Raw genomic sequence first — 26,645 nt, 5'->3', positions numbered from 1 at the left:
AAGATTGCACTTTTCTGCATTCGTTTAATCGGGCATTATTTGTCATCACTATCCGAAAATACCGAACAGTGAGATGGACAGATTTGAGGCGATGCGGGTGTTCACCCGCGTAATGGAACGGCGCAGTTTCACTCTGGCGGCGGAAGATCTCGGGATACCTCGTTCAACGGTTACGGACGCGATCAAGCAGCTTGAAAAGCGCTTGGGCGCACAGCTGTTTCTGCGAACTACACGCCATGTCAATCCGACGCTTGACGGTCAGGCATATTATCAGCGCTGCATAGAAATTATCGCGAATGTTGAAGATGCAGAAGGCGGATTTTCGGGGGCAACACCCAGAGGCTTGCTGCGCGTAGAAGTGCAGGGGACGCTTGCGCGTCATTTTCTCCTGCCGGAATTACCAGCCTTCCTGGAGAAATATCCGGAGATTGAATTCTATATGACCGAGGGAGACCGGTTCGTTGACCCGGTTCGGGAAGGTATTGATTGCGTACTGCGCGTCGGCGCATTGCAGGATAGTGAAATGATTGCCCGGCGCGTTACGACGCTGGAGGAAATCACCGTCGCATCCCCTTCTTATATCGCGCGATTTGGACATCCCAAACATCCAGATGATCTGGCCGTTGGTCATCGGATGATCGGTTTCAGGGCCAGCGGTAGTATTGCGCCTATGCCATTGGAATTCATGATTGAAGGCAGGTTACGGATGGTCACGATTCCAGCGCCTGTAACGGTCAATGCCGCTGAAAGCTATACAGCCAATGCCTGCCTGGGGCTCGGCATTATCCAGATACCCCGTTATCACGCGATGAAACATATCGCTGATGGAAAATTGGTGTCGATACTCACTGCTTATCCTCCAAGCCCGTCACCAGTATCCGTTGTATATCCACGCGATCGCCAGCTTTCTCCACGCGTGAGGGTATTCATCGATTGGCTTGTCACAATATTTGCCCAACAGAATAGCGGGGGTTATTAACCTCTCATTAAGAATTTGGAACAAATGGCGCTTTTACGTGTTAGAATAGAAGCTGCAGAGATACAGGATGCACATCGCTACGCACCATGGGAGGGAGGGCAGAGATGAGCAATATTCTATTCTGGACCGCTTTGGTAATCGTGCCAGTGCTTTTGGGTACTGCCTATGCCTATCTGCAATCGATCCGGCATAGGGACGATTTCTAGAAGCTGAAAAATAACTTCAGTGTGGTTTGTCTGGCCTGGTTGAAATCAAGTCAGATGTTTTTGTTTGCAAAGACGTTGCGCTTATCACACCGCGATTCTTTACTGATTTTCAGATTCACCCAATTTTCTTCCCTATGTCGCGTCAGGTGTATAATAGAGGGTCGCGTTGCATGTACTTTTTTCGATAAAGTTAATGCCTATTTCAATATGAAGTCTTCGACTACATGCAATTGTAGATTGCTTCTTATCAGATAAATCAATCATTAGTGGATGTTTTTATGGCCCTGCATATTCCCCTGTTCAGGGGGATTTTGACAAATTTTCTAATAAAATTAATATCTTACGGGTATAAGTATATGAGATAGCGATTTACTCAGCATGAATATGCGCCATATTGAGGCGTTCCACGCGGTTGTTTTATTTGTTTGATTATCCTTGGTTTTACAGAAGTAGTTTTATTTTCCATCTGATATTTTGCGTTGCCTAATGAAAGAAAATGCCCTTCTATTGTTACGAGTAATGCATTGCTAGTAACTGAGGGGTTTCAATGCATCGTCGCAGCGTTGGCTTTAGCGCGTTTCATTTTTTATCGAGTACGGCGCTGATTTCTTTGGGCGCCGCCTTGCTGCACGGCACCCCTTCCTTGGCTGCATGTTCGTTCTCTCCAACGCTCGGCGATGACACATTCATCTGCGATAGCGGCACATCTTCCGGTGGCCTTACTGATACTGGCGGCAACAACACATTGCTTCTGCCATCTGGAGGAGCAGGAACCATAAGCGGGGATGTTGTCTTCGGCTCCGGCGTTGATCTCGTGGAAGTCCATTCCGGTTCGATCATGGGGAATGTCAATCAGGGTGACGGTCTCAACAGTTTTCTCATTACGGGTGGAAATGTCACGGGCAACGTTCGTCAAGGAAACGATATTGACGAATTCCGGATAACGGGCGGCGAGATTGGTTCGCTCAATCAGGGCAATGGTTACGACCGTTTCTTCATATCGGGCGGGCGTATCGTCGATGCCTTTGACGACGGTGACTATGCCGTGATGACTGATGGGCGTATCGGACGTGTCAATCTCAAGCTCGACAATAACTATTTCAATATGTCCGGCGGAACCATTGACCGCAATCTTATTGCAGGGCTTGGCAACGATACGATTATCGTTTCGGGCGGCATGATTGGCGGCAATATAAGTATCAGTAGCGGAACCGACAGTGTCACCATGACGGGCGGGACAGTTGCGGGCGACGTCCTGCTTGGTTTCGGTAACGATCAGTTCTCTTGGAATGGCGGTGGTATAATCTATGGAGCGATTGATCTCGGCCCGGATAATGATACTGCAATTCTTACCAACCTCACGGATGCCAATATTGGCGCAACCAAACAACTTACCGGTGGTGCGGGGACCGATGTTCTCACGTTCAATAATGTAAAGACGGGAAAAGTCGCCCGTTTTGATAGCTGGGAAACTATCAATCTTACCGATGATACGCGTCTTCTTTTCGATAGCGCTCTCACGTTGGGCGACGTCGGAACAGGGACAGGGGTGCTCAACATAGACGCGACGAGTACGGTCTATGGCGGTGCGGCAAAGGGCGGTGTAAATCCGTTCGCGGCAGGACAACTGGCCAATGTTTTCAATGCCGGGCGCATTGATTTGACCAATGGCGGAACCAGCGTCGCTGACACATTTACGATCAAGGGCAATTATGTCGGCCAGAACGGGCTTCTGTTCGTAGACACAGTGCTCGCTTCCGACAGCGCGCCTTCGGACAAGCTTGTGATCGATGCGGGCGTTGCATCAGGTAATACAAGCATCGCCGTCACGAATGTTGGTGGCGCAGGCGCTGCAACGAATGCCGACGGCATCATGGTTGTGCAGGCGTTGAACGGTGCCTCAACCAATCAGAACGCGTTTTCTTTGAATGGTCGTGCGGCTGCCGGTGCTTACGAATACTTTCTGTTCAAGGGCGGTGTATCGGCGAATACGACTGAGAACTGGTATCTGAGATCTACGTTGGTTCGTGGAAGCGAACCGCCTGCCTCGACAGGCGGAACTTCCGTTACACCGGAAGAACCTGAAACGACTGCTCCACCCCCTGCACTTGAGCAGCCGCCGGCAACCTTGCCAGCCGATCCGGACACAGAAACTCCGGTGACTGAAGGTGCCATCGCTCCTGAAGCTCCGCCACCGCCAGATTCGGCAGAAGCGCCTCATCCCCCGAATAATGCGATAGGGCAGCAGCACGAGGTTGGCCTTCCATTCGATGGGGCAGTTCCGCCTTCTCCGGGAGCTACACGGGTTCAGGGCGATGTAGTGCCGCTTTATCGTGTGGAAGTGCCAGTCTATTCGGCTTTGCCGCCAGTGGCGCACCATCTGGCACTTTCCACGCTCGGTACGTTTCATGAGCGTCGCGGTGAGCAGGATTTGCTGGACACCGCCGGATATCTGCCTGCGAGCTGGGGCAGAGTCTTCGGGCAGGACATCGACATGAAATGGCGGGGAACAATTGCACCGAGCCTTGACGGAAAGCTCTTTGGTATTCAGGCGGGACAGGATATTCTTGGTCGCGAAACGGGTGGCGGACATTCTGACCGTTTCGGCCTGTTCTTCGGCTATTCCCGTGCAACAGGTAACATTACCGGGCAAGCGCTCGGCTGGAATGATCTCGCTGTTGGTGATCTCGAAGTTACAGGTACAAGTTTCGGTGGGTACTGGACTCATATCGGGCCACAGGGCTGGTATCTTGACGCCATACTTATGGGAACCTGGTTCGGTGGTGATGCAGCCTCGAATGCGGGCCAGAGTGTCGATCTCGACGGGCAAGGGGTTACGGCTTCGCTCGAAGGGGGATATCCTGTTGCCCTGAGCGAAAACTGGACACTGGAACCGCAGGCGCAACTGATATGGCAGCGCCTTTCGCTCGACGATCAGGCCGATCGATATTCTTCGATAGAGTTTGATACAAATGATGCGTGGACGGGCCGGATCGGATTCAGACTGCAAGGCAGGCAGGAAACATCGGTCGGAAAATTGCGACCGTATCTGAAAGCCAATCTATGGCAGAATTTTTCGTCGGATCAGACCGTGCGTTTTGCCACTGATCCGATTGTGACCGATCTCAAAGGTACGTCGCTGGAACTAGGTGGCGGACTGACCTTGGATATCACCGAGAAAGCCAGTCTGTTTGCGACAGCTGATTATACGACCAATCTTGGCGGGGAGCGTAGCCGGATATGGGAAGGCAATTTGGGGCTGAACGTAAAGTGGTAAAAACAATGGCGATCGAAATCAATCGCCAGATTTCAGAGGAGGGAACAACGACAATGGGTAGACGTGCATACGAAAAGCTCGCGAGAATATGTGCATCCCTGAACACTTCCGAGCAAGAGTTGGCGCACTCTCTCGGTATCTCGCGAGTTGCGCTGAAGGCGATAGATCGCACAGACGCGCCTCTCTATCTGCGGTTGGCATTAGCTGCTCTGGTATCAGAAATGAATCCTGATGAAGTGCTGAACTCCAAACGCGAAGGCTCAGAATTGGAAGCATCTCTACAGCTCTTGTCGGTGAGGTAATCATCAAAAGTTATGGGTTTCAAAGGTGTTGTGGTGGCAAAATCTTTCGCCTTGCTTCTTTTGACTGGACTGCTTTGTTTTCCGCAATTGGCTGCCGCGTCTTGTACGCGAGCAGCCGGTGCTGCGGATATGATGACACAACGCCAGCTTTCGGCACTGCGCGCGCTGGAACGCAGTCGAGGTTGCAAGGGCGGGGACGAGCGCGGTGGATTTTTCAATCCTTGTCGCGATCTTTCGCAGCGAATAGCTGAAATACAGCGGCAGCTTTCGTCCAGTTCGCTTTCTTCCCGTTCTTGTGGTGAACCGCCCGGTGCCAGTCAAACCGCAAAGGTGAAGCTTGATCGACCAAAGATGTCGGCGGTTGCAACGAACAGCAAACCATGGGTGCCGAACGGCATCAAAGGCGCTTTGACTTACTGTGTTCGTTTGTCGGATGGCTATCTGTTTCCCACCCCGCATTCTCAATTTCAGAAATCTGACAATGTGGCGGAAACGATGGCACAATGCCGTTTCATCTGTCAGGGGCAGAATGTCGATCTCTATGTTCTGAACGATCCGAACGGTGAGACAGCCGACATGGTGTCAGTCTCGAATGGCAAGCCCTATATCGAGTTGCCCACTGCCTACAATTATCAGGGTAGCAGCGAATTCCAGAAATGTGATTGGGCTGGCTATATCGGCAAGATCAGCGAGTTGCGCGCCAATAAAAAAGGCGGTCGAGCACTCAAGAATGTGGTTGTTCCCATGCCGGATACGCGTCCCGCGCGTAACGATGTTGTCAGTGTTTCAACTGCGTCTTTCGCACCCATAACCGACCGCAACGTGCGCATAGTCGGCTCTGCTTTCATTTTTGATGAAGGTGGGGAGAACGTGAAGCCTTCTGTATATTGACGGTGCGGCCTTCAATCTCCCACGGTCAATTTGAATGAGACGTGTCGCGATTGAGACTGAACAGCTCGCTGTCAGTCTGTAACCTCCGTGAAACGGGCGTTTTCAATTCATGCCCGGAAACTATCGATCATTGCATTGTTTGAAATCTGTCAGTGTTGTTCGACCTGGAGGAGGTAGACATGAGCAAGAACCGTGGTGTCGTTTATTTGCGGCCCGGGACAGTCGAAGTACGCGATATTGAAGATCCAGCGTTGGCGGCACCAGATGGGAGGAAGCTGGGGCATGCCGTCATACTGAAAGTAATCTCGACCAATATTTGTGGTTCCGACCAGCATATGGTTCGAGGACGCACCACTGCGATGCCCGGCCTTGTGTTGGGTCATGAAATCACGGGCGAAATCATAGAGAAGGGCAGTGATGTCGAGATGCTCGACGTGGGCGATATCGTCTCGGTGCCGTTCAACGTTGCTTGTGGACGCTGCCGCTGCTGTAAATCCCAGGACACTGGTGTCTGCCTGACGGTCAATCCATCGCGTGCTGGTGGCGCCTATGGATATGTTGACATGGGCGGGTGGATTGGCGGGCAGGCACGCTACGTCATGGTGCCCTACGCTGATTTCAATCTGCTCAAGTTTCCTGATCGTGAACAGGCGATAGAAAAAATTCGCGACTTGACCATGCTTTCCGACATCCTGCCGACGGGCTTCCACGGCGCGGTCAAGGCCGGTGTCGGCGTTGGTTCCGTTGTGTATGTCGCAGGCGCGGGACCGGTCGGTCTTGCGGCTGCTGCTTCAGCACGTATTCTGGGCGCTGCGGTTGTCATGATTGGCGATTTCAACAAAGAGCGCCTCGATCACGCTCGAAAAGTTGGCTTCGAACCTATCGATCTTTCGGCAAGCGACCGTCTTGGCGATATGATTGCTGAGGTCACAGGCAGCAATGAAGTCGACAGCGCGATCGATGCCGTCGGTTTCGAGGCGCGGGGACATAGTGGCGGTGAGCAACCGGCAATCGTGTTGAACCAGATGATGGAGATAACTCGTCCCGCCGGGGCAATCGGTATTCCGGGACTTTATGTCACCGAAGATCCGGGCGCCGTCGATAAAGCTGCGAAACAAGGTAGTCTTTCGCTGCGGTTCGGCCTCGGTTGGGCCAAGGCGCAGTCGTTCCATACCGGACAGACCCCCGTTTTGAAGTATAATCGCCAGTTGATGCAGGCGATCCTACATGGACGCTTGAACATCGCCGAAATCGTAAACGCTCAGGTCATTTCACTTGAGGATGCAGCGAAGGGCTATGAAAGCTTCGATCAGGGTGCTGCGAAGAAATTCGTGCTCGATCCGCATGGCCTTTTGAACAAGGCCGCCTGATTTAAGTCTATTTCGAAAAGCGAAAGGACGTCCTCGCGGGCGTCCTTTTTGTTTGCGACTTATGCAATCTGTAACGTTACAGATTATTTCTAAATGTGTGTTCTATGCTGAGTCGGTCATGAGGAAAAACACAGGCTGACGCTCTCACAATCAAAAATCTGTCAAGGAAAAATAGCGATGATTCAATTGGTTAATCTCCAAGCACGCGTTGAGTTCTGTCCGTTGGAAATTAAAGACTTGCAAGAGAGATTGTTTCGAATACCATACCTGTAACGTTTCAGATTTGGGAGGATATGAAATGTTAATTGAAAGAGCCAAGCTTCTCGCCGCATCCGCTTGTCTGGTTATGACAGCGTTGACAATGGCAGATACAGCTTCGTCGGCCAATCTTGAAGTTACGCATTGGTGGACATCTGGCGGTGAGGCTGCGGCGGTCAAAGTTCTCGCTGAAAAATATGATGCACTCGGCGGTGACAAGTGGGTCGATGGAGCGATTGCCGGTAGCGGGTCTACCGCGCGACCGATCATTATCAGCCGTATTCTCGGTGGTAATCCGATGGGCGCAACCCAGCTCAATCACGGACGGCAGGCCGAAGAGCTGGTTCAGGGCGGCTTGATGACAGACCTTACAGAGCTCGCCGAAAAGGAGGGGTGGGCCGACTTCATTCGTCCGAAGAGCCTCTTGGAATCCTGTACTTTTGAAGGACGTCTCTACTGTGTGCCACTGAATATTCATTCATGGGAATGGATGTGGATCAATCCGCAAGCCTTTCGCGATGCCGGTGCTGAACCTCCGAAGAACTGGGACGATCTCGTCGCCGCAGCTCCCAAGCTGAAGGAAAAGAGCATCGTGCCGCTGGCAACCGGCGACGGCTGGCAGGTGAATGGTATGCTGACAGTCCTGACAACAGCAATTGGCGGTAAGGACCTTTATCTGAAGGTCAACAAGGACAAGGATGCCGATGCGGCGCGCAGCCCTGAAATGAAGAAGGTTTTCGAAGCGCTTGCGCAGGCGCGCTCACTGGCTGACCCGGGTTATGTCGGCCGTTCGTGGAATGAGGCGACCAATATGGTGTTGACCGGCCGCGCAGGTACCCAGATCATGGGAGACTGGGCGCAGGGCGAGTTTGGTACGGCGGGCAAGGTTGCAGGCAAGGATTATGACTGCTTGCCGGGGCTCGGCGTTCATCAATATCTGGATACCGGCGGTGATGCGATCTACTTCCCGAAGAACAAGGATCCGGAAGTCACCAAGGCACAGCTCAAGCTGGCAAGTATGCTTGTTTCCAAGGAAACGCAGGTTGCCTTCAATCTTGCCAAGGGGTCGTTGCCGATCCGTGGCGATGTCGATCTCGATTCAGCCTCAAGCTGTATGCGTGCCGGCATCGATATTCTGAAAAACCCGGACAACATTGTTCCGTCTGTTGAGCAGTTGCGGGCACCCGATACGCAAGGACAGATCGAAAGCCTGGCGGCTGAGTTTTTCTCCAATCCCGACATGACCGTCGATGACATTCAGGAACGTTTTGCCGAGATTATCGAACAGGCACAATAGTCAGTTCAAGTCCTGCGCTATCGATGAGGAGTACGGTGGAGGACACCCCCGAGAACCGGGACAGGGAGGAATATCATGGCCGTCATGGAAGAGGGCAAGCCTAGAAAACCGCCGGGAATATTTCGCAATCTGAATGCAAAGGTTGCAGCACTTCCGATGATCGCGACGGTTCTCGTGGTATTCATTGGCTGCACGCTCTGGACGGTTGTGTATTCCTTCACGTCTTCCAAATCGCTGCCTATGTTGAACTTTGTCGGCTTCGATCAATATACTCGCCTGTTTTCGGCAACCCGCTGGCATGTATCAGTCCGTAATCTGGCGATCTATGGCGTCCTATGCATGGGCTTTTCTCTTGTGACGGGGTTTGTCCTTGCTGCCTTGATGGATCAGAAAATCCGCTTCGAGAACACGTTTCGTACGATCTTCCTCTATCCCTATGCCCTGTCGTTCATTGTGACGGGTCTTGTCTGGCAGTGGATATTCAATCCCCAACTCGGTTTGGAGAAAGTCATTCGCGATATTGGCTTCGACAATTTCCAGATGGCGATCCTGTCGAGCCGAACTTACGTCATCTATGCGATTGTCATTGCCGGGCTCTGGCAGACGACGGGGTTGGTCATGGTTCTGATGCTGGCCGGTTTGCGCAATGTCGATGATGAAATCTGGAAGGCTGCACGAGTTGACGGCATTCCGAAGTGGAAAGCCTATCTGTTCATCATCCTGCCGATGATGCGCCCCGTTCTGGTAACAACTGTCGTCCTGATCGCGACAGGCATTGTCAAACTTTACGATCTGGTGGTTGCCATGACCAATGGCGGTCCCGGCATCGCATCAGAAGTACCGGCAAAATACGTCTACGACTTCATGTTCGGCTGGGCCAATCTGGGGCAGGGACTTGCTGCGTCTACAGTCATGCTAACCACTGTTCTGATTATCCTTGTTCCGTGGACGATGCTTGAATATAGCCGAAGGAAAGCGCGATGACGGAAGCTGTCCTGAACAGGAAGATTCCTTCCGAAACTGAGGCTGTAGCAGCCCAGGCTCGTCTGGCACAAAAGCAGGCTTCGCGGCCCTGGGGTCGCAAGCCGAAACGGCGTTTTACGCCTGCCACCATCATGCTCTACAGCATTTTGTTCGTTGCCGCCGTTTATTACCTGCTGCCGCTCTACGTGATGGTCGTCACATCCCTGAAAGGCATGCCTGAAATCCGGCTGGGTAATATCTTTTCACCACCAGTCGAGATCACATTTGAACCATGGGTCAAGGCGTGGAGCCAGGCTTGCACTGGCCTTTATTGTGAAGGCATCAGCGCAGGTTTCTGGAACTCGATCAAGATCACCGTGCCGAGCGTGATTGTTTCCATCGCCATTGCTTCGGTCAATGGTTATGCATTGGCCAACTGGAAATTCAAAGGATCGGAAATCTTCTTTTCGGTCCTGTTGTTCGGTGCATTCATTCCATATCAAGTCATGCTGTATCCGCTCGTCATAATTACGCGCGAGCTTGGCATATTCGGTACGCTGACTGGCGTTGTCTTCATCCATACCATTTTTGGCATGCCGATCCTGACGCTGTTGTTCCGAAATTACTTTGCCGGTCTGCCGCCAGAACTCTTCAAGGCAGCGCGTGTCGACGGGGCGGGCTTCTGGCGCATTTTCTTTCAGATCATGTTGCCGATGTCGCTACCGATCTTCGTTGTCGCGATCATTCTGCAAGTAACAGGTATCTGGAACGACTTTCTGTTCGGTGTGGTGTTTGCGGGAACGCAGAACTTTCCGATGACCGTCCAGCTCAACAATATCGTCAACTCCATGCAGGGCGTGAAGGAATATAACGTCAATATGGCTGCCACCATTCTTACGGGTGCAGTCCCATTGCTCGTTTACTTTCTTTCTGGCCGTTATTTCGTTCGTGGCATTGCCGCTGGCGCAGTGAAAGGATGAACTCATGAACTCCAGCGTTTCCATCCAGGACCTGTCGCTCGACTTCGGCTCGGTCAATGTGCTGCAAAATCTCAATCTGGAAATCGGAGAAGGGGAATTCCTTGTGCTTCTTGGGCCTTCCGGTTGCGGCAAGTCTACGCTGCTCAATTGCGTGGCGGGCCTTCTCGATATTTCGGAAGGCAGCATATTCATCAAGGGGCGCAACGTTACGTGGGAAGAACCGAAGGATCGCGGCATCGGCATGGTATTTCAATCCTATGCGCTTTATCCGCAGATGACCGTCGAAAAGAACCTTTCCTTTGGTTTACGTGTTGCCGGGTTGCCCAAAGGAGAGATCGATAAGCGCATCAAACGTGCTGCTGAAATTCTCCAGATCGAACCCTTGCTGCAACGTAAACCCTCAGCCCTGTCCGGCGGGCAGCGCCAGCGTGTTGCGATCGGTCGTGCACTGGTGCGCGATGTCGATGTGTTTCTTTTTGACGAGCCACTTTCCAATCTTGATGCCAAGCTACGTTCCGAACTGCGGGTCGAGATCAAGCGTCTTCACCAGAAGCTTGGCAATACGATGATCTACGTCACACACGACCAGATTGAGGCCCTGACGCTAGCGGACCGCATCGCAGTAATGAAAGGCGGGGTGGTTCAGCAATTGGCTGATCCGCTGACGATTTACAATCGTCCCAAGAACCGGTTCGTAGCGGGATTTCTTGGTTCACCATCGATGAATTTCTTTACTGGGGAAATTGTGGCCCAACGTGGCAAGCCCGTATTTCATATCGGTGAGACTGCCGTGCGGCTCGATGGATATGACGGGAGACTGGCTTCGGGCCAGAAGGCGACGCTTGGTATTCGCCCTGAGCATATTCGGCTTGAGGTCGAAGATGGTTTTGAGGCGACAGTCGATCTGGATGAACCAATGGGCGCTGATAGTCTGGTCTGGCTACGTTTGAATGGCCATCCGCTATCCGCACGGGTGGAAGCGGGTAAGCGCTATCGGGCAGGCGAGAAGATGAAAATTGGCTTCAAGCCGGATGCCTTGTCGCTTTTCGACGCCCAAACCGAGGAAAGACTTTAAATGAATAGCGAAGAACGCTCCCCTTAAAAGCTTCCTGTGAGAGGCGAAGCTATTGGCTTTCAATCGACGGCACGAGGGCTTGCCTCGGATCGGGCTGGATTTCTTCGTCCGCAAGAAAGCCCGGCAAATTCTGGAACGAGTTCGAAGGATGAAAACATGAACGGATACTCCTATCAACTTTACAGCTCCCGTAATTTTCAACCATTGGAGCGCACGCTCACCATGCTGCGAGACCTCGGCTATCGTCGGGTGGAAGGCTATGGCGGGATTTATGGTGATCCGGCTCGACTAAAGAAGGAGCTCGACGCTTTGGGGCTCTCCATGCCTACCGGGCACTTCGGCCTGGACATGCTCGAGAACGAAATCGACCGTGTTCTGGAAATCGCCAAGGTTGCCGATATGAAGGCGATTTTTTGCCCTTATCTCGATGTTGATCGTCGCCCGGATAGCGTTGCCGGTTGGCAGGAGTTCGGAAAGCGCCTTGCTGCGGCCGGAGAGCCTTATCGCAAGGAGGGCTACGCCTTTGGCTGGCACAATCACGATTTTGAATTCCGTCCTATGGCTGACGGTTCAGTGCCACAGGAGCATATCCTTGATGCTTCGCCGGATATTGCATGGGAGGCGGACATCGCATGGATCATCAAAGGTGGTGCCGACCCGCTTGAGTGGATCAAGCGCTATGGCGGCCGCATCCTTGCGGTCCATGTCAAGGATATCGCGATAACCGGTGAAAAAGCTGACGAAGACGGCTGGGAAGATGTCGGGCACGGAACTGTCGACTGGGCTGCGTTGTTCGCAGCTTTGCGCAAGACGCCTGCCCGCTATTTCATCATGGAACACGATAATCCGTCGGACGATACCCGATTTGCCAGCCGTTCCATCGAAACCGTAAAGAATTTCTGATTTGGAGAACGAAATGACCAAGACACTTGGTGTCGGCATTATCGGTTGCGGTAATATATCTGCTACCTATCTACGGCTGTCTCCGTTGTTTCGAGGTATCGAAATAAGGGCATGTGCCGATATCAATCCTGCCGCAGCAAAAGCGCGTGCGGAAGAGTTTGGTGTTAAACCACAGACTATCGATGAACTGCTTCAAAACGACGACATCGATATCATCGTCAACCTTACGGTTCCCGATGCTCATTATGCTGTCACAAAGAAAATTCTGGCTGCAGGCAAACATGCTTATTCGGAAAAACCTCTGGTTCTCTCGATGGAACAGGGGCTGGAACTGAAAGCGCTTGCCGATGGCCGCAATCTCAAAGTGGGTTGCGCGCCGGATACGTTTCTGGGCGGAGCGCACCAGTTGGCGCGGCGCGAAATCGATAGCGGTAATGTCGGGCGCATTACGTCAGGTACATGCCATGTCATGAGCCACGGCATGGAACATTGGCATCCAAACCCCGACTTTTTCTTTCGACAGGGTGGTGGACCGATCCTTGATCTAGGACCCTATTACATCGCCAATCTCGTAAATCTGATTGGCCCTGTAAAGCGCGTCGCAGCTTTGACATCGGCGGCTACACCAACGCGAATGATCAGCTCGGAACCACGCAAGGGCGAAACCATTCCAGTGGAGACACCGACGACCATTCACGCATTGCTGGAGTTCGAGCAGGGGGCCACAATAACGCTTTCAGCGAGTTGGGATGTCTGGGCGCATCGCCATGCGAACATGGAGTTGTATGGCACCGAAGGATCGCTCTATCTGCCGGATCCCAATTTCTTTGGTGGAGAGGTTCAACTGACGAAGCCGGGCAAGCCAGCTGAACCAGTGGAAAATTGGGAGCACCCCTTTGGAATTGCCAATGAACAGCATTCTCAAGGTATGATGGCTAACTATAGAACAGCTGGTTTGGCAGATATGGCGGCTGCTATTCTGGATGGCCGCGATTTGCGTTGTTCGCTGGAACGCGCACTGCATGGGGTCGATGTCATGCTGGCTGTGCTAAGATCTGGTGAAGAAAGGCGTTTCATCGACATCGAAACGCGCTGCACGCGCCCGGAAGCACTCAACATTGCGGCAGCAGAAGCTTTGCTGCGGCCAGCAGAAAACGGAAAGAAGCGGGTGGCAAACTGACTTTGCATCGCTCCTCCCGAGCGATAGGAGGCTATTCCGGTTCTACGGGGTCGGAGTGGCCTCCGCCCATTCTTACCCGATGGTCTGCAAAGACCTGACATCTACGCCGTTGATCCGGCCAAGAATGGCTTTACCGAGTTGTTGCCCAGCGAGCTTGAAACTCTCTTCAACGACGATCAGCCCCGGTCGAAACCAATGCAGAATCTGCGTTGATTGTTTGGCTGCGACATCGACTTCATTGCCAATGTTCAATCCGGCATCTTCGACGCCTGTAACGATTGCCAACGCAGCCGCACTACCGGAACAGATGATACCATCCGGTCGATCAGGTCTTTTCATCAATTGAGCAATATGCTGTCGCAACTCCTCAAGCGGCGTATCGAGATCAACACCTTCAAGGGGCGATCCGCTACAGTGAAAGGCACGAAGTCCTTCATAAAACCCGCCCACCATATGCCGGTAATAGGTGAGATGGGCCGGTGGAGTCAGCAAAGCGAGCCGCTTTCGTCCGCGCGATGACAGTTTGCCGACCATATCCAGCGAGAAATTGAAATTATCAAAGTCGTGAAAAGGGTGCTCAATGCCCGTATCAGTACGACCATGGGTGGCGAAAGGAAAATCATGTTCCGTCAGAAAATGGACTCGCTGATCGTCCGGTTCTGTACGCGAGAAAATAATGCCGTCGGCTGAACCCGTTTCCACGATGTAGCGGATCGGCTCGATCGACGCCTTCGAATGAAAATAGGGCGTGAGAATGAGATGGTATTGTGTTTCAGCTAGAACATCGGCGACGCCATGAATAACCTGACTGGTGAAACCCATGATCTCGTCCTGTGTATTCAGGACCAGCGCAATGACATTTGTCTTACCTGTTCGAAGACGCACACCCGCACGATTGGGACGATAACCGATCTGTCGGGCGATCAATTGTACGCGTTTCCGCGTTTCCAAACCAATTTCCGGTGCATCCTTCAAGGCACGGGAAACCGTGGTCACGCCAAGGCCGGCCATGAATGCAATTGTCTTCAGCGTCGGACGTTCATTCTCAAGGAATGATTTGGTTGGATTTTGCGGCTTGGAAGCCTGCGAGCTCCGTTTTTCATTCATGCGCATTTCATCCGGCGACGATGAGCGATTTATATAGGTGAACGATAGAATTCACTTTAACTATCAATAGCTTGTTTTGAGGGACTTGTCATCTTTTATGAGGCGATATTGTCATCTTCCGATGTTACTTCGGGCACAATGCATCGCGGGTCATCAGCGTTCGTTGAGGCGCATTCTCCGTTGTTCGGACGATTGTGCTCGTTAGCTAGGATGACTGCTTCCTAATTGCTGTTTTGACTGGATTGTAATGATATGTTTCAAGTATAATAAGACAATAATAGATATGTCATGATGGAGTCGGTGGACGTATGTGGGAACCCATGTTGGAAATGCGCAAGGGTGTCACCAAGCACCGGCTTTTGACCGACAAAATCGTTGACGATGTCGAGAAGGGTATTCTTCTGCCCGCCACGCGCATGCCTACCCATCGCGATTTGGCTCACAAGCTCGGGCTTTCTGTGCAGACAGTCAGCATCAGTTACAAGGAGGCTGAACGGCGCGGTTATCTGCGCGGTGAGGTCGGGCGAGGAACATATGTCTGCAATCGAGTGACGGAGCGAGCAGACCGGTTCATGCTTGATCGGGATCCCAGCGGGACAGCGGACCTGTCGATCATTCGGGCGGTTTATACCGAAGCGCATGAGAATGCCTCGCGCCGCCTGCTCGAAGAAATGAGCCAGTCGGATAATGCAAGCTTCATGCGCCCTTGTCGTCCGATTGCGGGACTGGATCGACATCGCGCGGTCGCACGGGAGTGGCTGCGTGGTCTTTCCGTAGATGTCGATCCGGGCCGGATTATCATCACAAACGGTGCCGCACATGGGCTGTTTCTTGCCGTCGCAGCGGTTGTTCAACCGGGCGAGGTGGTGCTGACGGAAAGCCTGACCGACCATGGCATCATTGGTCTTGCCAATGTGCTTGGATTTACCCTGCGCGGGCTCCCGATTGACGAACAGGGCATTTTGCCGGATGCGTTCGAAACCGCCTGCAAAGCCGGAGACGTTCGCGCACTTGTAATGATTCCGACACTTGGCAATCCGACCAGTCATCTGATGGGAGCCGAGCGCCGCATAGCAATCGCAGAAATCGCGCTGCGATATGACGTCTGCGTTATCGAGGACGAGGTTTACAAACCCATCCTTGAAGAGAAACTACCTTCCATGCCGGAGCTGCTTCCAGACCTTGGCTTCTTTGTGACCAGCTTTACCAAGACGGTCATGACCGGCTTGCGTACGGGTTATCTCATTGTTCCGACGCAATATTCCATTCGGGTTACATCCATTCTACGCGTAACGAGCTGGAGCGGCGTCAATCTTATGGGAGAAATGGCCAGCCGCTGGATCGAGGATGGCACGGCTGAGGAACTTATCGACATCCAGCGTAGCGAGTTGCGATCCCGTCAGGCGCAAGTGACCGACATTCTGGGCACACTAGTGGCAGGCAGCAATCCGCTTTCTCTATGTGCCTGGCTGAAAATTCCTCGCAACTGGTCTGAGGATGGGCTGGTGCGCGCGCTTGCCAACAAAGGTGTTGCAGTCACCCCGTCCGATCCTTTTGTTGCTGGTGCGGATCGAGGAAACGGGGGCATCCGGGTCTGTCTTGGCGGACGGCTTTCGCGTTCGGCTTTACAGACGGCACTTGAAACGATCCGTGAAACCTTTGCCCAACTGCCGCCCGTTTATGATGTTGGTTCGATCGCTTAGCGCATCCCGAAAAGTGTGAAACGGTTTTCGGAAAGGATACGCGTCAAAACAAAGAGATAGAGTGTCGATCTGATCCAATCAGATCGAAACGTGCTCTAAACGATCAATCTCAAAGTACAGACTGCAGGAATTCCTTGGTGCGAGCTTCTGTCGGGGACTGGAATATCTGTTCCGGGGTGCCTTGCTCGCAGATACGTCCCTTGTCAAAAAAACAAACGCGGTCGGATACTTCCCGGGCAAATCGCATTTCATGTGTGACAAGAAGCATGGTGAGATCATGTTCTTGTGCCAGGCTGCGAATGACGGAGAGCACTTCGCCCACCAACTGCGGGTCAAGCGCCGAGGTCGGTTCATCGAACAACAGGACACGCGGGCGCATGGCAAGCGAGCGAGCGATAGCAACGCGCTGTTGCTGGCCGCCTGAAAGTTGTGAAGGATAATGATCTTTCTTATCGGTCAACCCGACAAGCGAGAGCAGGTCAAGGGCACGAGCCTCCGCTTCATCGCGTTTCATGCCCAGAACATGAACCGGCGCCTCGATGATGTTACGTAGCACCGACATATGCGGAAACAGATTGAAGCTCTGGAACACCATGCCAACATGTGATCTGATCTTGCGCAAATGGCCTTCGCTCGCCTGAAATTGCCCTTTCCCGTTCGGCTCGTGATAGGACATGTCTGCAAGCTCAAGCGTACCCTCCTGGAATGGCTCCAATGTCATGAGGATACGGAGGACTGTTGACTTTCCCGATCCGGAGGGGCCGATCAGCGTGACCTTCTCGCCCGTTTTGACCGAAAAATTGAAGCGATCCAGTACAGTCAGGGCCCCGAAGCGCTTGGTTACGTCCTGAAAGCGGATAATTTCCTGGGTCATTTGAGAGCGATCCCGTTCTTTGGAAGTGTGCGTTCGAGCAGGCGTATAAGCGCCGAGCAGATGAGGGTCAGCACAAGGAAGATCAGGCCGACCATGGATAGTGGCACTAGATATTCGAAGGTGCGGTCGCCGATCAAATTGGCGAGGTTCAGCATGTCGACAATGCTCACGACAGACAGAACTGGTGTCTCTTTCAGCATGGAGACGAGGTAATTGCCCATGGCCGGGATGATCCGGGGGATGGCTTGCGGAATGACAATATCCCGATAGGTCCGCCATGGCGTGAGATTGAGTGCTCGCGCAGCTTCCCACTGTCCGCGCGGAATGGCTTCGATACCTCCGCGATAGACTTCCGACGTGTAGGCAGAATATTGAAGGCCAAGTGCCAGTGCTCCAGTCAGAAAGGCAGGCAGAACAATGCCGTAGACCGGCAGCACATAGTACAGGAAAAACAACTGCACCAGCAGCGGTGTATCGCGAAGGAATTCCACCACAACTGCTGTCGGCCAGGATATGATCTTGTACGGGCTGCGGCGCAGAAGCGCGAAGACAAGACCGAGAACCAGCGCAATTGCGAAGCCGGTAGCAGCAGCCTTTAAAGTTACAGTCAAACCAATTGCCAGAATTGGCAAAATGGAAATCGCGAATGAGAGCGTGGACGAGGTGTCCCAGGCATAGCCGTAGATCATACGAAACCTCCAGCCATCGTCTGACGTTTCAGACGCCGTTCCAGCCAACGAATGGCAGCAGCCAGGACGAGCGCCATCGCAAAATAACCGAACAAGGTCAGCGTATAGATCGTCACACTGTCGAGAGTCAGATTGCGTAAACGTTGGGCCTGGAAGGTCAGGTCACTGATCGCGATCAGTGAAGCAAGTGCGGTATCCTTGAGATTGTGGATTGCAAGGTTACCGAATGCCGGCATCATTTCGACCACCGCTTGCGGCAGGATGACGTGAAATAAGGTGTGCCCCTTGCTGAAATTGAGTGCGCGTGCGGCTTCATGTTGTGCTTCAGGAACTGCCTGTAAGGCACCACGAACCACTTCTGCGCCATAGGCGCCGATATTGAGCCCAAGCCCCATGATGCCGGTCGTGATCGGATCGAACGAAATGCCAATCAGCGGCAGGGCGTAGTAGAGCCAGAACAGTTGCACGAGCAGAGAGGTGCCGCGGAATATCTCGATATAGATCACCGCAATCGTGGATAGGATCGGTCCGCCTGCAAAGCGAGCAATTCCGGCTGCAAATGCCAGTATGGTGCCGATGGCCATCGAACTGAGGGCAAGAATGGCGGTGATTTGCGCCCCCTTGAAAAGGGCGGGAAGATATTCCGTCCAATGCATATGGTCGTCTCCCGGTTGAGATGAGACAATGCCCGCCGAGCCGTCAACCGGTTCAGCGGGCAGCAAATCGACTTACTTTGCGTTGCAGAGGCCGGCAGTATCCACGGTTCGTGCAGCTTCTACGCTTTCTTCGCTAAGCCCATAAGTCATAAGGATTTTCTTATAGTCGTCAGTCTTTTTGAATTCGATGAGCTCTTTGTTGAAGGCCTCGTAGAATTCCTTGTCTTCCGGACGGAAGCTGAAAGCGCCGAAGCTTCTGGCAGATTTGCCATCGACAACCGGATCGGTAAATGGATGCGCCTGTTCCAACTCTGGTGAATTGTCGACCAGCTTGGCGACTGTCAGTTCCGTTGCGGCATAGGCATCAGCTCGCCCGGTCTGGACGGTCGATGGTGCGTCGGCATTGCCCTGAATCATGACGATCTGAGATTCATCGATACCCATTCCATGCAGGAAGTCGATCTGATCCGCACCGGAAACGATTGCGACTTTCAGGGATGGATCTTTCTTGATGTCTTCATAGGAATGGATGTTCTTCGGGTTGCCCTTGGGTACTAAAAGGCCTTCACCATAACTCGAATTTGCAACGGTGAAAGTTACCTGCTTGCAGCGATCAGGCAGGACATTCTGCTCGGCTGCGACGAATTCGAACCGCTTTGCCTTCAGGCCGGGAATGAGCGAGCCGAATGGGGTAACCGTCCAGTCTATTTCCTCGATACCGAGTTTCTTGAAGATCGCAGCCGCGACGTCGGGGCCAATGCCTTTGGCGGCGCCGCTCTCGTCCATATAACCATAGGGCACTTCGTTCGCTGTTGCTCCGCGAACGAAGCCCGCACTCTTGAGTTCATCGAACGTGACGGCGTGCGACGGAAGCGTAAGTGCTAGGACTGCCGCGGCCGAAAACAGGGCGGAAATCGTATGAAGTTTCATGCGCATCGTGTTCACTCCTCTTTTTGAATGCCGGTTGTTTGTCTGTCCGGCTTGTCGGTTGGCTGGTATTGATAGGTTTATTTCGAGGCTGGTTCCTTGCTGATCGTGGCAATGACCGACAGGCAGTCACCGATCTTGATGAGGCCTGGAAAGTGCCGGGCCGCGAGAACTCCGTCGAGTGCGGCGCGGTATTCCTGCGGAGCCGCACCAGTGCGGGTTATGGTATGAACGCGGGCAATGAGGTCACCTTTGCGTATCTCGGCACCGAGATCGACCAATGGTTCAAGCAAACCTTCGGTATCGGCAAAGCCGAAACATTCCTGCGACGGCATATCGAGCCATGTCGTGGGTGAAAGCTCCACGTCTCCTTCGAGAATGCCTGCATGGCGCAAAAGGTTGCGAATGCCGCGCTTGGCTATGGAAGCGGTGCGGGCAGAAATCGTGCCGCCGCCCGAAAGCTCGGTTGTCACGAACACCTTGCCCGCTTCTTCCGCTATCGTATCGTACATGCCGACGGCGTCGATCTCGATCATCCGCATGGAAAAAGGAGCAGAGAAGGCTTTGACAGCGGCAAAGCAGCGAGCTTCCTGTGCCGTATCGGGCAAGGCATGAGCGGCAGCGTAAGGCAAAAAATCAAGTGTCCGTCCGCCGGAATGAAAATCCATGACAATATCGGCTGCCGGTAAAAGGTAGCGGGTGAAATAGTCCGCGATCTTTTCTGTGACGGTGCCATCCGGACGACCGGGAAAACTGCGATTGAGATTGCCCTTGTCGATAGGGGATGTTCGCGTCCCGGCCAGAAATGCCGGGAAGTTCATCGCCGGAACAATGATAACACGTCCGCTGATCTCTTCCGGTTTCAGATTGGCGGCGAGATCGTAGAGGGCGACCGGACCTTCATATTCGTCGCCGTGATTAGCGCCAGTCAGGAGGGCGGTAGGGCCATCGCCATTGCGGATTACGCAGATGGGCAGCATCAGCGAACCCCATGCGGAATCGTCTCTGGACCATGGCAGCCGCAAATGTCCGTGCTGAACGCCGTCGCGATTGAAATCGACGGTCGGTGTGATCGGGGAGGGACGTAAGGGAGGCGAGGTGTGCATCATCGCAGCGTCCTAATCCTTGACCACGAGCTTGCGCGGCACATTCGAAAGGCATTCCACGCCCGTTTCGGTGATAACGATACTCTCGGTAATCTCGAGCCCCATGGTTTCCAGCCAGAGACCCGTCATGAAATGAAAGGTCATGCCGGGTTGCAGTTCGGTGCGATCGCCTGGGCGCAGGCTCATCGTGCGTTCACCCCAATCCGGCGGATAGGACAGGCCGATTGAATAGCCGGTGCGGTTGTCCTTGATGATCCCGTATTTCTTCAACACGTCGAAGAAGCCATTGGCGATATCTTCGCATGTGTTGCCGGGGCGGGCTGCGGCAAGTCCTGCCTCCATCCCTTCGAGTGTGGCTTTCTCGGCGTCAAGAAAGGCCTGTGTCGGCTTGCCGAGAAATACGGTGCGCGACAGCGGGCAATGATAGCGCTTATAACAACCAGCGATTTCGAAGAAGGTACCTTCGCCGGTCTTCATCGGCATGTCGTTCCACGTCAGATGCGGCGCCGATGCGTCCGGTCCGGAAGGCAGCAGTGGCACGATGGCAGGATAGTCGCCGCCGAAATCATCAACGCCGCGCGTGCCTGCGTCGTAGATTTCAGCAACCAGATCGCATTTACGCATGCCGGGTTCGATTTTTTCGACAATACGCCGGTGCATCGCTTCAACGATACGACCGGCCTTGCGCATATAGTCGATTTCAGTTGGGCTTTTGACGGCGCGCTGCCAGTTGACCAGCCCTTGCGCGTCCTTGAAACGGGCATTCGGCAGATGTTTCTGCAAAGCATGATGCGCGGCAGCCGTGTACCAATAATTGTCGAACTCGACAGCTATGGTTTTGTTACCCCAACCCTTTTCTTCCAGCATCGAGGCCAGGAGATCCATGGGGTGGCGCTCCAGCGATTGCACGTAATGATCGGGATAGCCCATAATATTGTCGTGGCGGAGCCATGCGGTGCGTTTCGCACCGTTGCCATCCTGACCGCGACCGTACCAGATCGGTTCCCCTTCCATCGAAAGCACAACGCATTGATGGACGTAGAAGGACCAGCCATCATAGCCGGTTAGCCAATGCATATTGGATGGATCGGTGACAATGATGATATCGAAGCCTGCCTTCTCCATGGCGCGACGGGTTTTGGCTATCCGCTGGTCGTATTCCGCGCGGGTGAAGTTGAGTTCCACACTCATCGACTGGCTCCTGCAGTTTTGGTTGAATCGATTTTCGTGCCTGCATCGCGCAGGCTGGCGCGCTCCGTTGCGAGACGGGCGATAGCCGTATCCTGAACGCCTGTCCCGGTGAGGTCGCAGAAGGTTATGTCTCTCGCCTTCCGCTGGAATACGGCTGCACCGAGAGCGATCTGGCCCAGTTCCGGGAAGATAGTATCCGCTGCAACAATTCCCGCCGAAATAGCATGATGCAATTCGCCAAGCCTGCGCGTTTGGGCGAGACTGTCGGCAACATAGGTGATCGGTCGCCGGAAGACGGCAGAGTCAATCTCGTTCTTATGTTCGGCATCTGAACCCATCGCGGTAACGTGTTGGCCGGGTGCAAGCCATTCAGCCTTTAAGAGCGGCGTTTCCGACGGCGTCGTCGTGACGATAATATCAGCGGCGTCGCAAGCTTCTTGCGCATCTGCAATTGCCGTCACCAGTATTCCAAACTTCTCGGTAAAGTTTCGCGCGGCTTTTTGCGCGCTGTCGAATTTGCGTGCCCAAATCCTTGCTTCGGTGATGGGGCGCACCAGCGTCAGCGCTTCAAGCTGCATTGCAGCCTGCATGCCTGCGCCGAAGATGGCAGCCACATGGGCGTCTTCCCGCGCCAGATATTTTGCGGCGACAGCACCTGCTGCCGCAGTTCGCACGTCGGTCAGATAGCCATTATCCAGCAATAGCGCTTCAATAAGCCCGGTCCTTGCCGAGAACTGGATCATCAGTCCGTTGGTAGAGGGCAGGCCGATGGAAGGATTGTTGAAGAAACCGGGACTTACTTTGATGGCAAAACTGTCAAGTCCGGGAATATAAGCCGTTTTCACATCGACTTCGCCACGTTCGGCGGGGATGTCCAGCCGTAGAATTGGCGGCATGCTGACACCGCCAAGGGCAAGTGCCTGTAAGGCATTCTCCACGCACGCCACGCTTTCAAGATCGAGGGCTATGATCTGTCGCAGATCAGCTTCGGTCAGAATTCTCATTTCAGCCATCAGCCAGCCCTCCGATAGCGGTCTTCCATAATTGCGCGGTGTTGTTCCGGATCGATATTGCCGCCTGAGATAATGATGGCGGTGGGGCCCGTTGGCCTGATCTTGCCGCTCAACAGGGCGCCAATGCCGACCGCAGCAGCGCCTTCGACAATTTCCCCTTCGTGTGTCGCAGCGTATCTGATCCCTGCTGCAATCTCCTCTTCATCGAGCAGGACCACCTCGTCCAGCAATGAGCGACACATCGCAAAAGTCCAATGGTTGTTAAGCCCGATGCCTCCGCCCAATGAATCCGCGAGTGTCTCCAGTTCCTCGACATTCACTGGCTTACCGGCTTCGAGACTGGCATTCATGGCGGCACCGCGAGACATGGAAACGCCGATCACACGGCTATGAGGGCGTAGGACTTTGACTGCTGCGGCGATGCCTGCAGCAAGTCCCCCACCTGAAAGAGGAATAAAAACAGTTTCGGTGTCGGGTTGATCATCAGTGATCTCCAGACCGATTGTGCCCTGTCCGGCAATAATGCGCGGATCATCAAAGGGCGGAATGACGTTCATTCCATCCTCGTTAGCCAGTCGCGCCACCTCGTCCATGGCGTCATCCTGCGATTTCCCAACGATGCGCACATCCGCACCAAGATCGCGGATTGCATCGACCTTGTTGCGCGGCACGAGCGATGAAAGACAAACAGTAGCGATCAACCCTTGTTCGGAAGCGGCATGCGCAACAGCACGCCCATGATTGCCGGTTGACGCGGTCACCAGTCCACGCCTGCGATCATCGGACGACAGACTAAGGACAGCGTTGGTCGCACCACGCAGTTTGAAGCTGCCGGTCGTCTGCCGATTTTCCAGTTTCAGATAAACCGGAGTCCCGGTAAGCTCACTTAGACTCTCGGAGCGTGTCAGCGGCGTTCTCAGGACGAGGCCCTTCAGCCTGTCGCGCGCTGCTTCGATTTCCTCAAAACCAATCATTTCATTAGTCATTCTTGGCACGGCGCTGCCTCTCATAGCGTCATGGCAATGGGGAAGGCAGCATTGAGTTTTGTCGAACGCTGCAGTGGATGAGCGGACTGAAGGTGCAATAATGCACCACGTGCGAAACCGTAAGGTCGCATCCTCGTTCCCCATATGTTTGATTTTTTATTCTTGGCTCTATGTGTGAAAGACCAATAGGATCATGTCAATAATTATATTGGATCATTACAATTTTGATCTGTAACGACTTTTCGGTGTCGGCGCCTTGTCAGCGGCGCAGGGGCGTGCGAATGAGAACAGGAATGTTTGCAGATGCTGGATCAACAGAATGAAAACCGCCTTGAAGCTCGACGCCGTCGATTTGCGTATTCTCGAAGCCGTTCAGGAGAATGCGCGGATCACCAAGCTTGCCTTGGCGGAGAAGGTCGGACTTTCTGCGACACCTTGCTGGCTGCGACTGCGCAAGCTGGAAGAGGCGGGCATCGTGACTGGCTATCACGCCCGCATCGCCTATCGAAAAATAGCACCGATTGCGCATGTCATTGTGCAGATCACCTTGGGTAATCATCGTCAAAGCGATTTTGAGCGGTTCGAAAGAGCCATCACAGTTGCACCCGAAATCGTGTCCTGCTGGTCGGTTGGCGGTGGCGTGGACTATTTTCTGATGATCGTGGCGCGCGACATTGACGGCTATCAGCGTCTGATTGATCGTCTTCTGGATCAGAATATCGGCATAGAACGCTATTTCACTTATATCGTGACCAAACTGGTCAAGGACGAGAAGGCGAGCGCACCTTTGTCGCTGTTCAAGGAAATCGCGGACTAGGGTCAGGACCTATTAATTTGATGGAAATGGCACCTGAAATGACAAGGGCTGCTAGGAGAGATGCGAGAAACGGGGTGGTTTCCCCGGTCAAGCGGTTCGACGCAGCAGATCGCCAGTCATTTTGGTGTCCAGAGGATGTGGTACATCCACCCGGCTACTTTGTCGAAAAAGCTTGAAAATGAACCACATTTCCTTCGCCTTTTCTCCTCGTATCCGAATGGATGGCCTCACACCATTTTCACCAAATTAATAGGTCCTGACCCTAGCCCAAACAGACTGTCTCGCTTTTAAATTTAGTCCAATTCGATGTCCGTCAAGACGTCTTTGGTCCGAACCCAGAGCTATCTTGTGACAAACTTCTTCCTGAATTGGGAGAAGAATAATGAATGCCGTTCTGGATCATCCGATACAACATGACGGGCTTGGCAGGCTTCGCGATAAGCATCTTTTTCGTGAATTGGGCTATGTCGAAGGACGCTGGGTGGCGGGAGAAAAGGCCGAAACCTTCGCTGTTCTCGATCCTGCAACAGGCCAGCGGCTTGCCCGTGTGGCAAGTCTTGGCGAAGCTGAGGCGACGCTTGCGATCAATGCCGCAGTAAATGCGTTTCCAGCTTGGCGTGATAAGCTACCCCAGGAACGCTCCGCAATCTTGCGGCGGTGGTTCGAGCTGGTCACGGCAAATCGCGAAGATCTAGCATTGCTGATGACGCTGGAACAGGGCAAACCGCTGGCGGAATCGCGCGGCGAGATCGACTATGGCGCATCTTTCATCGAGTGGTTTGCTGAAGAAGCGAAGCGGCTCAATGGCGAAACCATAGCGAGCCATCTCCCGAATGCCGAGATGCTCGTGCGCCGTGAGGCACTGGGCGTCGTCGCGCTTGTTACCCCTTGGAATTTTCCGCATGCCATGATTACACGCAAGGCGGCTGCAGCGATTGCCGCCGGTTGCCCGGTGGTCGTGCATCCGTCTTCAGAAACACCGCTTTCCGCGCTCGCCTTGGCCGAACTGGCCGAACGTGCCGGAATGCCTGCCGGCATATTCAATGTTGTGACGGGCAAGGCTGCGCCCATCGTTGATGTATTGTGCCGTGATGAGTGCGTGCGGGGACTGAGCTTCACCGGTTCAACGGAAATAGGCAAGCTGATTGCCACCAAAAGCGCAAACACGATGAAACGGCTTGTCATGGAACTCGGCGGCCATGCGCCGTTAATCATCTTCGATGATGCCGATATCGAACGCGCGGTAGAAGTGGCTTTGGCTGCCAAGTTCGCGACATCCGGTCAGGATTGCCTGGCTGCGAACCGCATCTTTGTCCAGCGCGGAATTTTGAAAGCTTTCACCGAAGCGTTTGCAGCGCGCATTGCGGCGCTGAAGCTCGGTAACGGGCTCGATCCGGCATCTGACATTGGCCCTCTGATGCATAGTCGGGCGGTCGATAAGGTCGAAGAACATGTGCGGGATGCTCAGCAACGGGGCAGCAGGATAGTCGTGGGCGGTAACCGGAGCGGGGAAGCTGGGCTTTTCTTCGAGCCGACTTTGCTGGTCGATGTGCCAGATGATGCTGCGATCATGCACGAAGAGACATTCGGACCTGTTGCCGCCGTCACGGCATTTGACGATGAGGACGAAGTCATCGATCGTGCCAATGCCACACAATACGGTCTCGTTGCCTATGTCGTAACGGCAAACGGCGCCCGACAGCTCCGTATGGGCCGTGCACTCGAATACGGAATGGTAGCCATCAACCGCGCGAAGATCACCGGTGCGCCGATCTCTTTTGGGGGGTGGAAACAATCCGGTCTTGGCCGTGAAGGCTCCCATCAGGGCATCGAGGCCTTCACCGAACTCAAATATCTCTGCATCGATACCGCCGCGTGAGAGCGTGGCGACAGGA

General features: G+C 53.6%; 23 protein-coding genes. 14 read left to right on the top strand and 9 right to left on the bottom strand.

Annotated features, from left to right (window positions below; all coding sequences use genetic code 11):
- The first annotated feature begins 73 nt into the window (after positions 1-73).
- From F9K94_RS18090 to F9K94_RS18040, 11 genes are all read left to right on the top strand, one after another.
- Positions 74-979 (top strand): LysR family transcriptional regulator, encoded by a 906-nt coding sequence (locus F9K94_RS18090; protein ID WP_151647424.1) that lies wholly within the window; start codon positions 74-76, stop codon positions 977-979.
- A 753-nt stretch (positions 980-1,732) separates the two neighbouring features.
- Entirely contained in the window at positions 1,733-4,462 is a 2,730-nt protein-coding gene (locus F9K94_RS18085; RefSeq protein WP_151647422.1) for an autotransporter family protein, read from the top strand.
- Positions 4,463-4,467: 5 nt separating this feature from the next.
- Complete coding sequence (locus F9K94_RS18080) at positions 4,468-4,764, top strand: hypothetical protein (RefSeq protein WP_235920644.1); 297 nt, start codon at positions 4,468-4,470, stop codon at positions 4,762-4,764.
- 129 nt (positions 4,765-4,893) lie between these two features.
- Positions 4,894-5,655, top strand: coding sequence for a DUF2865 domain-containing protein (locus F9K94_RS18075; RefSeq protein ID WP_235920643.1), 762 nt, complete (start codon positions 4,894-4,896; stop codon positions 5,653-5,655).
- Between the two features lie 179 nt (positions 5,656-5,834).
- The gene (gene fdhA, locus F9K94_RS18070) at positions 5,835-7,025 is read left to right on the top strand and encodes a formaldehyde dehydrogenase, glutathione-independent (RefSeq protein WP_151647418.1); all 1,191 of its coding nucleotides are present in this window, start codon (positions 5,835-5,837) and stop codon (positions 7,023-7,025) included.
- Positions 7,026-7,323: 298 nt separating this feature from the next.
- Positions 7,324-8,580 carry an ABC transporter substrate-binding protein gene (locus F9K94_RS18065; RefSeq protein ID WP_192799528.1) on the top strand — a complete coding sequence of 419 codons (1,257 nt, stop codon included), beginning with the start codon at positions 7,324-7,326 and terminating at the stop codon, positions 8,578-8,580.
- 75 nt (positions 8,581-8,655) lie between these two features.
- Positions 8,656-9,564: a carbohydrate ABC transporter permease gene (locus F9K94_RS18060; protein WP_151647416.1), complete on the top strand. Its 909-nt coding sequence runs from the start codon at positions 8,656-8,658 to the stop codon at positions 9,562-9,564.
- Complete coding sequence (locus F9K94_RS18055) at positions 9,561-10,523, top strand: carbohydrate ABC transporter permease (protein WP_151647413.1); 963 nt, start codon at positions 9,561-9,563, stop codon at positions 10,521-10,523. Before F9K94_RS18060 ends, F9K94_RS18055 begins: the two co-directional genes overlap by 4 nt.
- A gap of 4 nt (positions 10,524-10,527) precedes the next feature.
- Positions 10,528-11,598 carry an ABC transporter ATP-binding protein gene (locus F9K94_RS18050; RefSeq protein WP_061347869.1) on the top strand — a complete coding sequence of 357 codons (1,071 nt, stop codon included), beginning with the start codon at positions 10,528-10,530 and terminating at the stop codon, positions 11,596-11,598.
- A gap of 156 nt (positions 11,599-11,754) precedes the next feature.
- Complete coding sequence (locus F9K94_RS18045) at positions 11,755-12,501, top strand: sugar phosphate isomerase/epimerase family protein (protein WP_061347870.1); 747 nt, start codon at positions 11,755-11,757, stop codon at positions 12,499-12,501.
- Positions 12,502-12,514: 13 nt separating this feature from the next.
- Positions 12,515-13,681 carry a Gfo/Idh/MocA family protein gene (locus F9K94_RS18040; protein ID WP_151647411.1) on the top strand — a complete coding sequence of 389 codons (1,167 nt, stop codon included), beginning with the start codon at positions 12,515-12,517 and terminating at the stop codon, positions 13,679-13,681.
- A 72-nt stretch (positions 13,682-13,753) separates the two neighbouring features.
- Here the strand turns inward: F9K94_RS18040 and F9K94_RS18035 are convergent, their stop codons facing one another.
- Positions 13,754-14,788 carry a LacI family transcriptional regulator gene (locus F9K94_RS18035; RefSeq protein WP_151647409.1) on the bottom strand — a complete coding sequence of 345 codons (1,035 nt, stop codon included), beginning with the start codon at positions 14,786-14,788 and terminating at the stop codon, positions 13,754-13,756.
- A 308-nt stretch (positions 14,789-15,096) separates the two neighbouring features.
- Here F9K94_RS18035 and ehuR point away from each other — a divergent pair, with 308 nt between their 5' ends.
- Positions 15,097-16,491, top strand: coding sequence for a MocR-like ectoine utilization transcription factor EhuR (ehuR, locus tag F9K94_RS18030; RefSeq protein ID WP_151647407.1), 1,395 nt, complete (start codon positions 15,097-15,099; stop codon positions 16,489-16,491).
- Positions 16,492-16,600: 109 nt separating this feature from the next.
- On the opposite strand, the gene ehuA is transcribed toward ehuR, so the two are convergent.
- From ehuA to eutB, 8 genes are all read right to left on the bottom strand, one after another.
- Positions 16,601-17,365 (bottom strand): ectoine/hydroxyectoine ABC transporter ATP-binding protein EhuA, encoded by a 765-nt coding sequence (ehuA, locus tag F9K94_RS18025; protein ID WP_061347874.1) that lies wholly within the window; start codon positions 17,363-17,365, stop codon positions 16,601-16,603.
- Complete coding sequence (ehuD, locus tag F9K94_RS18020; protein ID WP_061347875.1) at positions 17,362-18,054, bottom strand: ectoine/hydroxyectoine ABC transporter permease subunit EhuD; 693 nt, start codon at positions 18,052-18,054, stop codon at positions 17,362-17,364. The genes ehuA and ehuD overlap by 4 nt, the downstream gene beginning before the upstream one ends.
- A complete protein-coding gene (ehuC, locus tag F9K94_RS18015) occupies positions 18,051-18,710 on the bottom strand; it encodes an ectoine/hydroxyectoine ABC transporter permease subunit EhuC (RefSeq protein ID WP_151647405.1) in 660 nt (219 codons plus the stop codon). Before ehuC ends, ehuD begins: the two co-directional genes overlap by 4 nt.
- 72 nt (positions 18,711-18,782) lie before the next feature.
- On the bottom strand, positions 18,783-19,646 hold the full coding sequence (gene ehuB, locus F9K94_RS18010; RefSeq protein ID WP_151647402.1) for an ectoine/hydroxyectoine ABC transporter substrate-binding protein EhuB: 864 nt from the start codon (positions 19,644-19,646) through the stop codon (positions 18,783-18,785).
- 71 nt (positions 19,647-19,717) lie between these two features.
- A complete protein-coding gene (gene doeB / locus F9K94_RS18005; protein ID WP_151647400.1) occupies positions 19,718-20,746 on the bottom strand; it encodes a N(2)-acetyl-L-2,4-diaminobutanoate deacetylase DoeB in 1,029 nt (342 codons plus the stop codon).
- Between the two features lie 9 nt (positions 20,747-20,755).
- Positions 20,756-21,934, bottom strand: a complete 1,179-nt coding sequence (gene doeA / locus F9K94_RS18000) for an ectoine hydrolase DoeA (protein WP_151647398.1) — start codon at positions 21,932-21,934, stop codon at positions 20,756-20,758.
- A complete protein-coding gene (locus F9K94_RS17995; RefSeq protein ID WP_151647396.1) occupies positions 21,931-22,947 on the bottom strand; it encodes a cyclodeaminase in 1,017 nt (338 codons plus the stop codon). Before F9K94_RS17995 ends, doeA begins: the two co-directional genes overlap by 4 nt.
- Positions 22,947-23,933 carry a hydroxyectoine utilization dehydratase EutB gene (gene eutB / locus F9K94_RS17990; protein WP_235920642.1) on the bottom strand — a complete coding sequence of 329 codons (987 nt, stop codon included), beginning with the start codon at positions 23,931-23,933 and terminating at the stop codon, positions 22,947-22,949. Before eutB ends, F9K94_RS17995 begins: the two co-directional genes overlap by 1 nt.
- A 331-nt stretch (positions 23,934-24,264) precedes the next feature.
- Between eutB and F9K94_RS17985 the strand changes: the two genes are divergently transcribed.
- Complete coding sequence (locus F9K94_RS17985) at positions 24,265-24,750, top strand: Lrp/AsnC family transcriptional regulator (protein ID WP_192799538.1); 486 nt, start codon at positions 24,265-24,267, stop codon at positions 24,748-24,750.
- 382 nt (positions 24,751-25,132) lie between these two features.
- A complete protein-coding gene (locus tag F9K94_RS17980; RefSeq protein WP_151647392.1) occupies positions 25,133-26,629 on the top strand; it encodes an NAD-dependent succinate-semialdehyde dehydrogenase in 1,497 nt (498 codons plus the stop codon).
- The last annotated feature ends 16 nt before the right edge of the window (positions 26,630-26,645 follow it).

The organism is Brucella tritici, from assembly GCF_008932285.1.
Classification (GTDB): Bacteria; Pseudomonadota; Alphaproteobacteria; order Rhizobiales; family Rhizobiaceae; genus Brucella; species Brucella tritici.
This window is presented reverse-complemented; position numbering and strand designations above follow the sequence as displayed.

Bases quoted from the DNA above. Each gene is read 5' to 3' on its own strand.
- F9K94_RS18075 (WP_235920643.1), top strand. From the start codon at position 4,894: ATGATGACACAACGCCAGCTTTCGGCACTGCGCGCGCTGGAACGCAGT.
- ehuB (WP_151647402.1), bottom strand. From the start codon at position 19,646: ATGCGCATGAAACTTCATACGATTTCCGCCCTGTTTTCGGCCGCGGCA.
- F9K94_RS17980 (WP_151647392.1), top strand. From the start codon at position 25,133: ATGAATGCCGTTCTGGATCATCCGATACAACATGACGGGCTTGGCAGG.
- F9K94_RS18090 (WP_151647424.1), top strand. From the start codon at position 74: ATGGACAGATTTGAGGCGATGCGGGTGTTCACCCGCGTAATGGAACGG.
- ehuC (WP_151647405.1), bottom strand. From the start codon at position 18,710: ATGCATTGGACGGAATATCTTCCCGCCCTTTTCAAGGGGGCGCAAATC.
- F9K94_RS18035 (WP_151647409.1), bottom strand. From the start codon at position 14,788: ATGAATGAAAAACGGAGCTCGCAGGCTTCCAAGCCGCAAAATCCAACC.
- eutB (WP_235920642.1), bottom strand. From the start codon at position 23,933: ATGACTAATGAAATGATTGGTTTTGAGGAAATCGAAGCAGCGCGCGAC.
- ehuR (WP_151647407.1), top strand. From the start codon at position 15,097: ATGTGGGAACCCATGTTGGAAATGCGCAAGGGTGTCACCAAGCACCGG.
- fdhA (WP_151647418.1), top strand. From the start codon at position 5,835: ATGAGCAAGAACCGTGGTGTCGTTTATTTGCGGCCCGGGACAGTCGAA.
- F9K94_RS18085 (WP_151647422.1), top strand. From the start codon at position 1,733: ATGCATCGTCGCAGCGTTGGCTTTAGCGCGTTTCATTTTTTATCGAGT.
- F9K94_RS18055 (WP_151647413.1), top strand. From the start codon at position 9,561: ATGACGGAAGCTGTCCTGAACAGGAAGATTCCTTCCGAAACTGAGGCT.
- F9K94_RS18050 (WP_061347869.1), top strand. From the start codon at position 10,528: ATGAACTCCAGCGTTTCCATCCAGGACCTGTCGCTCGACTTCGGCTCG.
- F9K94_RS18065 (WP_192799528.1), top strand. From the start codon at position 7,324: ATGTTAATTGAAAGAGCCAAGCTTCTCGCCGCATCCGCTTGTCTGGTT.
- ehuD (WP_061347875.1), bottom strand. From the start codon at position 18,054: ATGATCTACGGCTATGCCTGGGACACCTCGTCCACGCTCTCATTCGCG.
- doeA (WP_151647398.1), bottom strand. From the start codon at position 21,934: ATGAGTGTGGAACTCAACTTCACCCGCGCGGAATACGACCAGCGGATA.
- F9K94_RS18080 (WP_235920644.1), top strand. From the start codon at position 4,468: ATGGCGATCGAAATCAATCGCCAGATTTCAGAGGAGGGAACAACGACA.
- doeB (WP_151647400.1), bottom strand. From the start codon at position 20,746: ATGATGCACACCTCGCCTCCCTTACGTCCCTCCCCGATCACACCGACC.
- F9K94_RS18045 (WP_061347870.1), top strand. From the start codon at position 11,755: ATGAACGGATACTCCTATCAACTTTACAGCTCCCGTAATTTTCAACCA.
- ehuA (WP_061347874.1), bottom strand. From the start codon at position 17,365: ATGACCCAGGAAATTATCCGCTTTCAGGACGTAACCAAGCGCTTCGGG.
- F9K94_RS18060 (WP_151647416.1), top strand. From the start codon at position 8,656: ATGGCCGTCATGGAAGAGGGCAAGCCTAGAAAACCGCCGGGAATATTT.
- F9K94_RS17995 (WP_151647396.1), bottom strand. From the start codon at position 22,947: ATGGCTGAAATGAGAATTCTGACCGAAGCTGATCTGCGACAGATCATA.
- F9K94_RS18040 (WP_151647411.1), top strand. From the start codon at position 12,515: ATGACCAAGACACTTGGTGTCGGCATTATCGGTTGCGGTAATATATCT.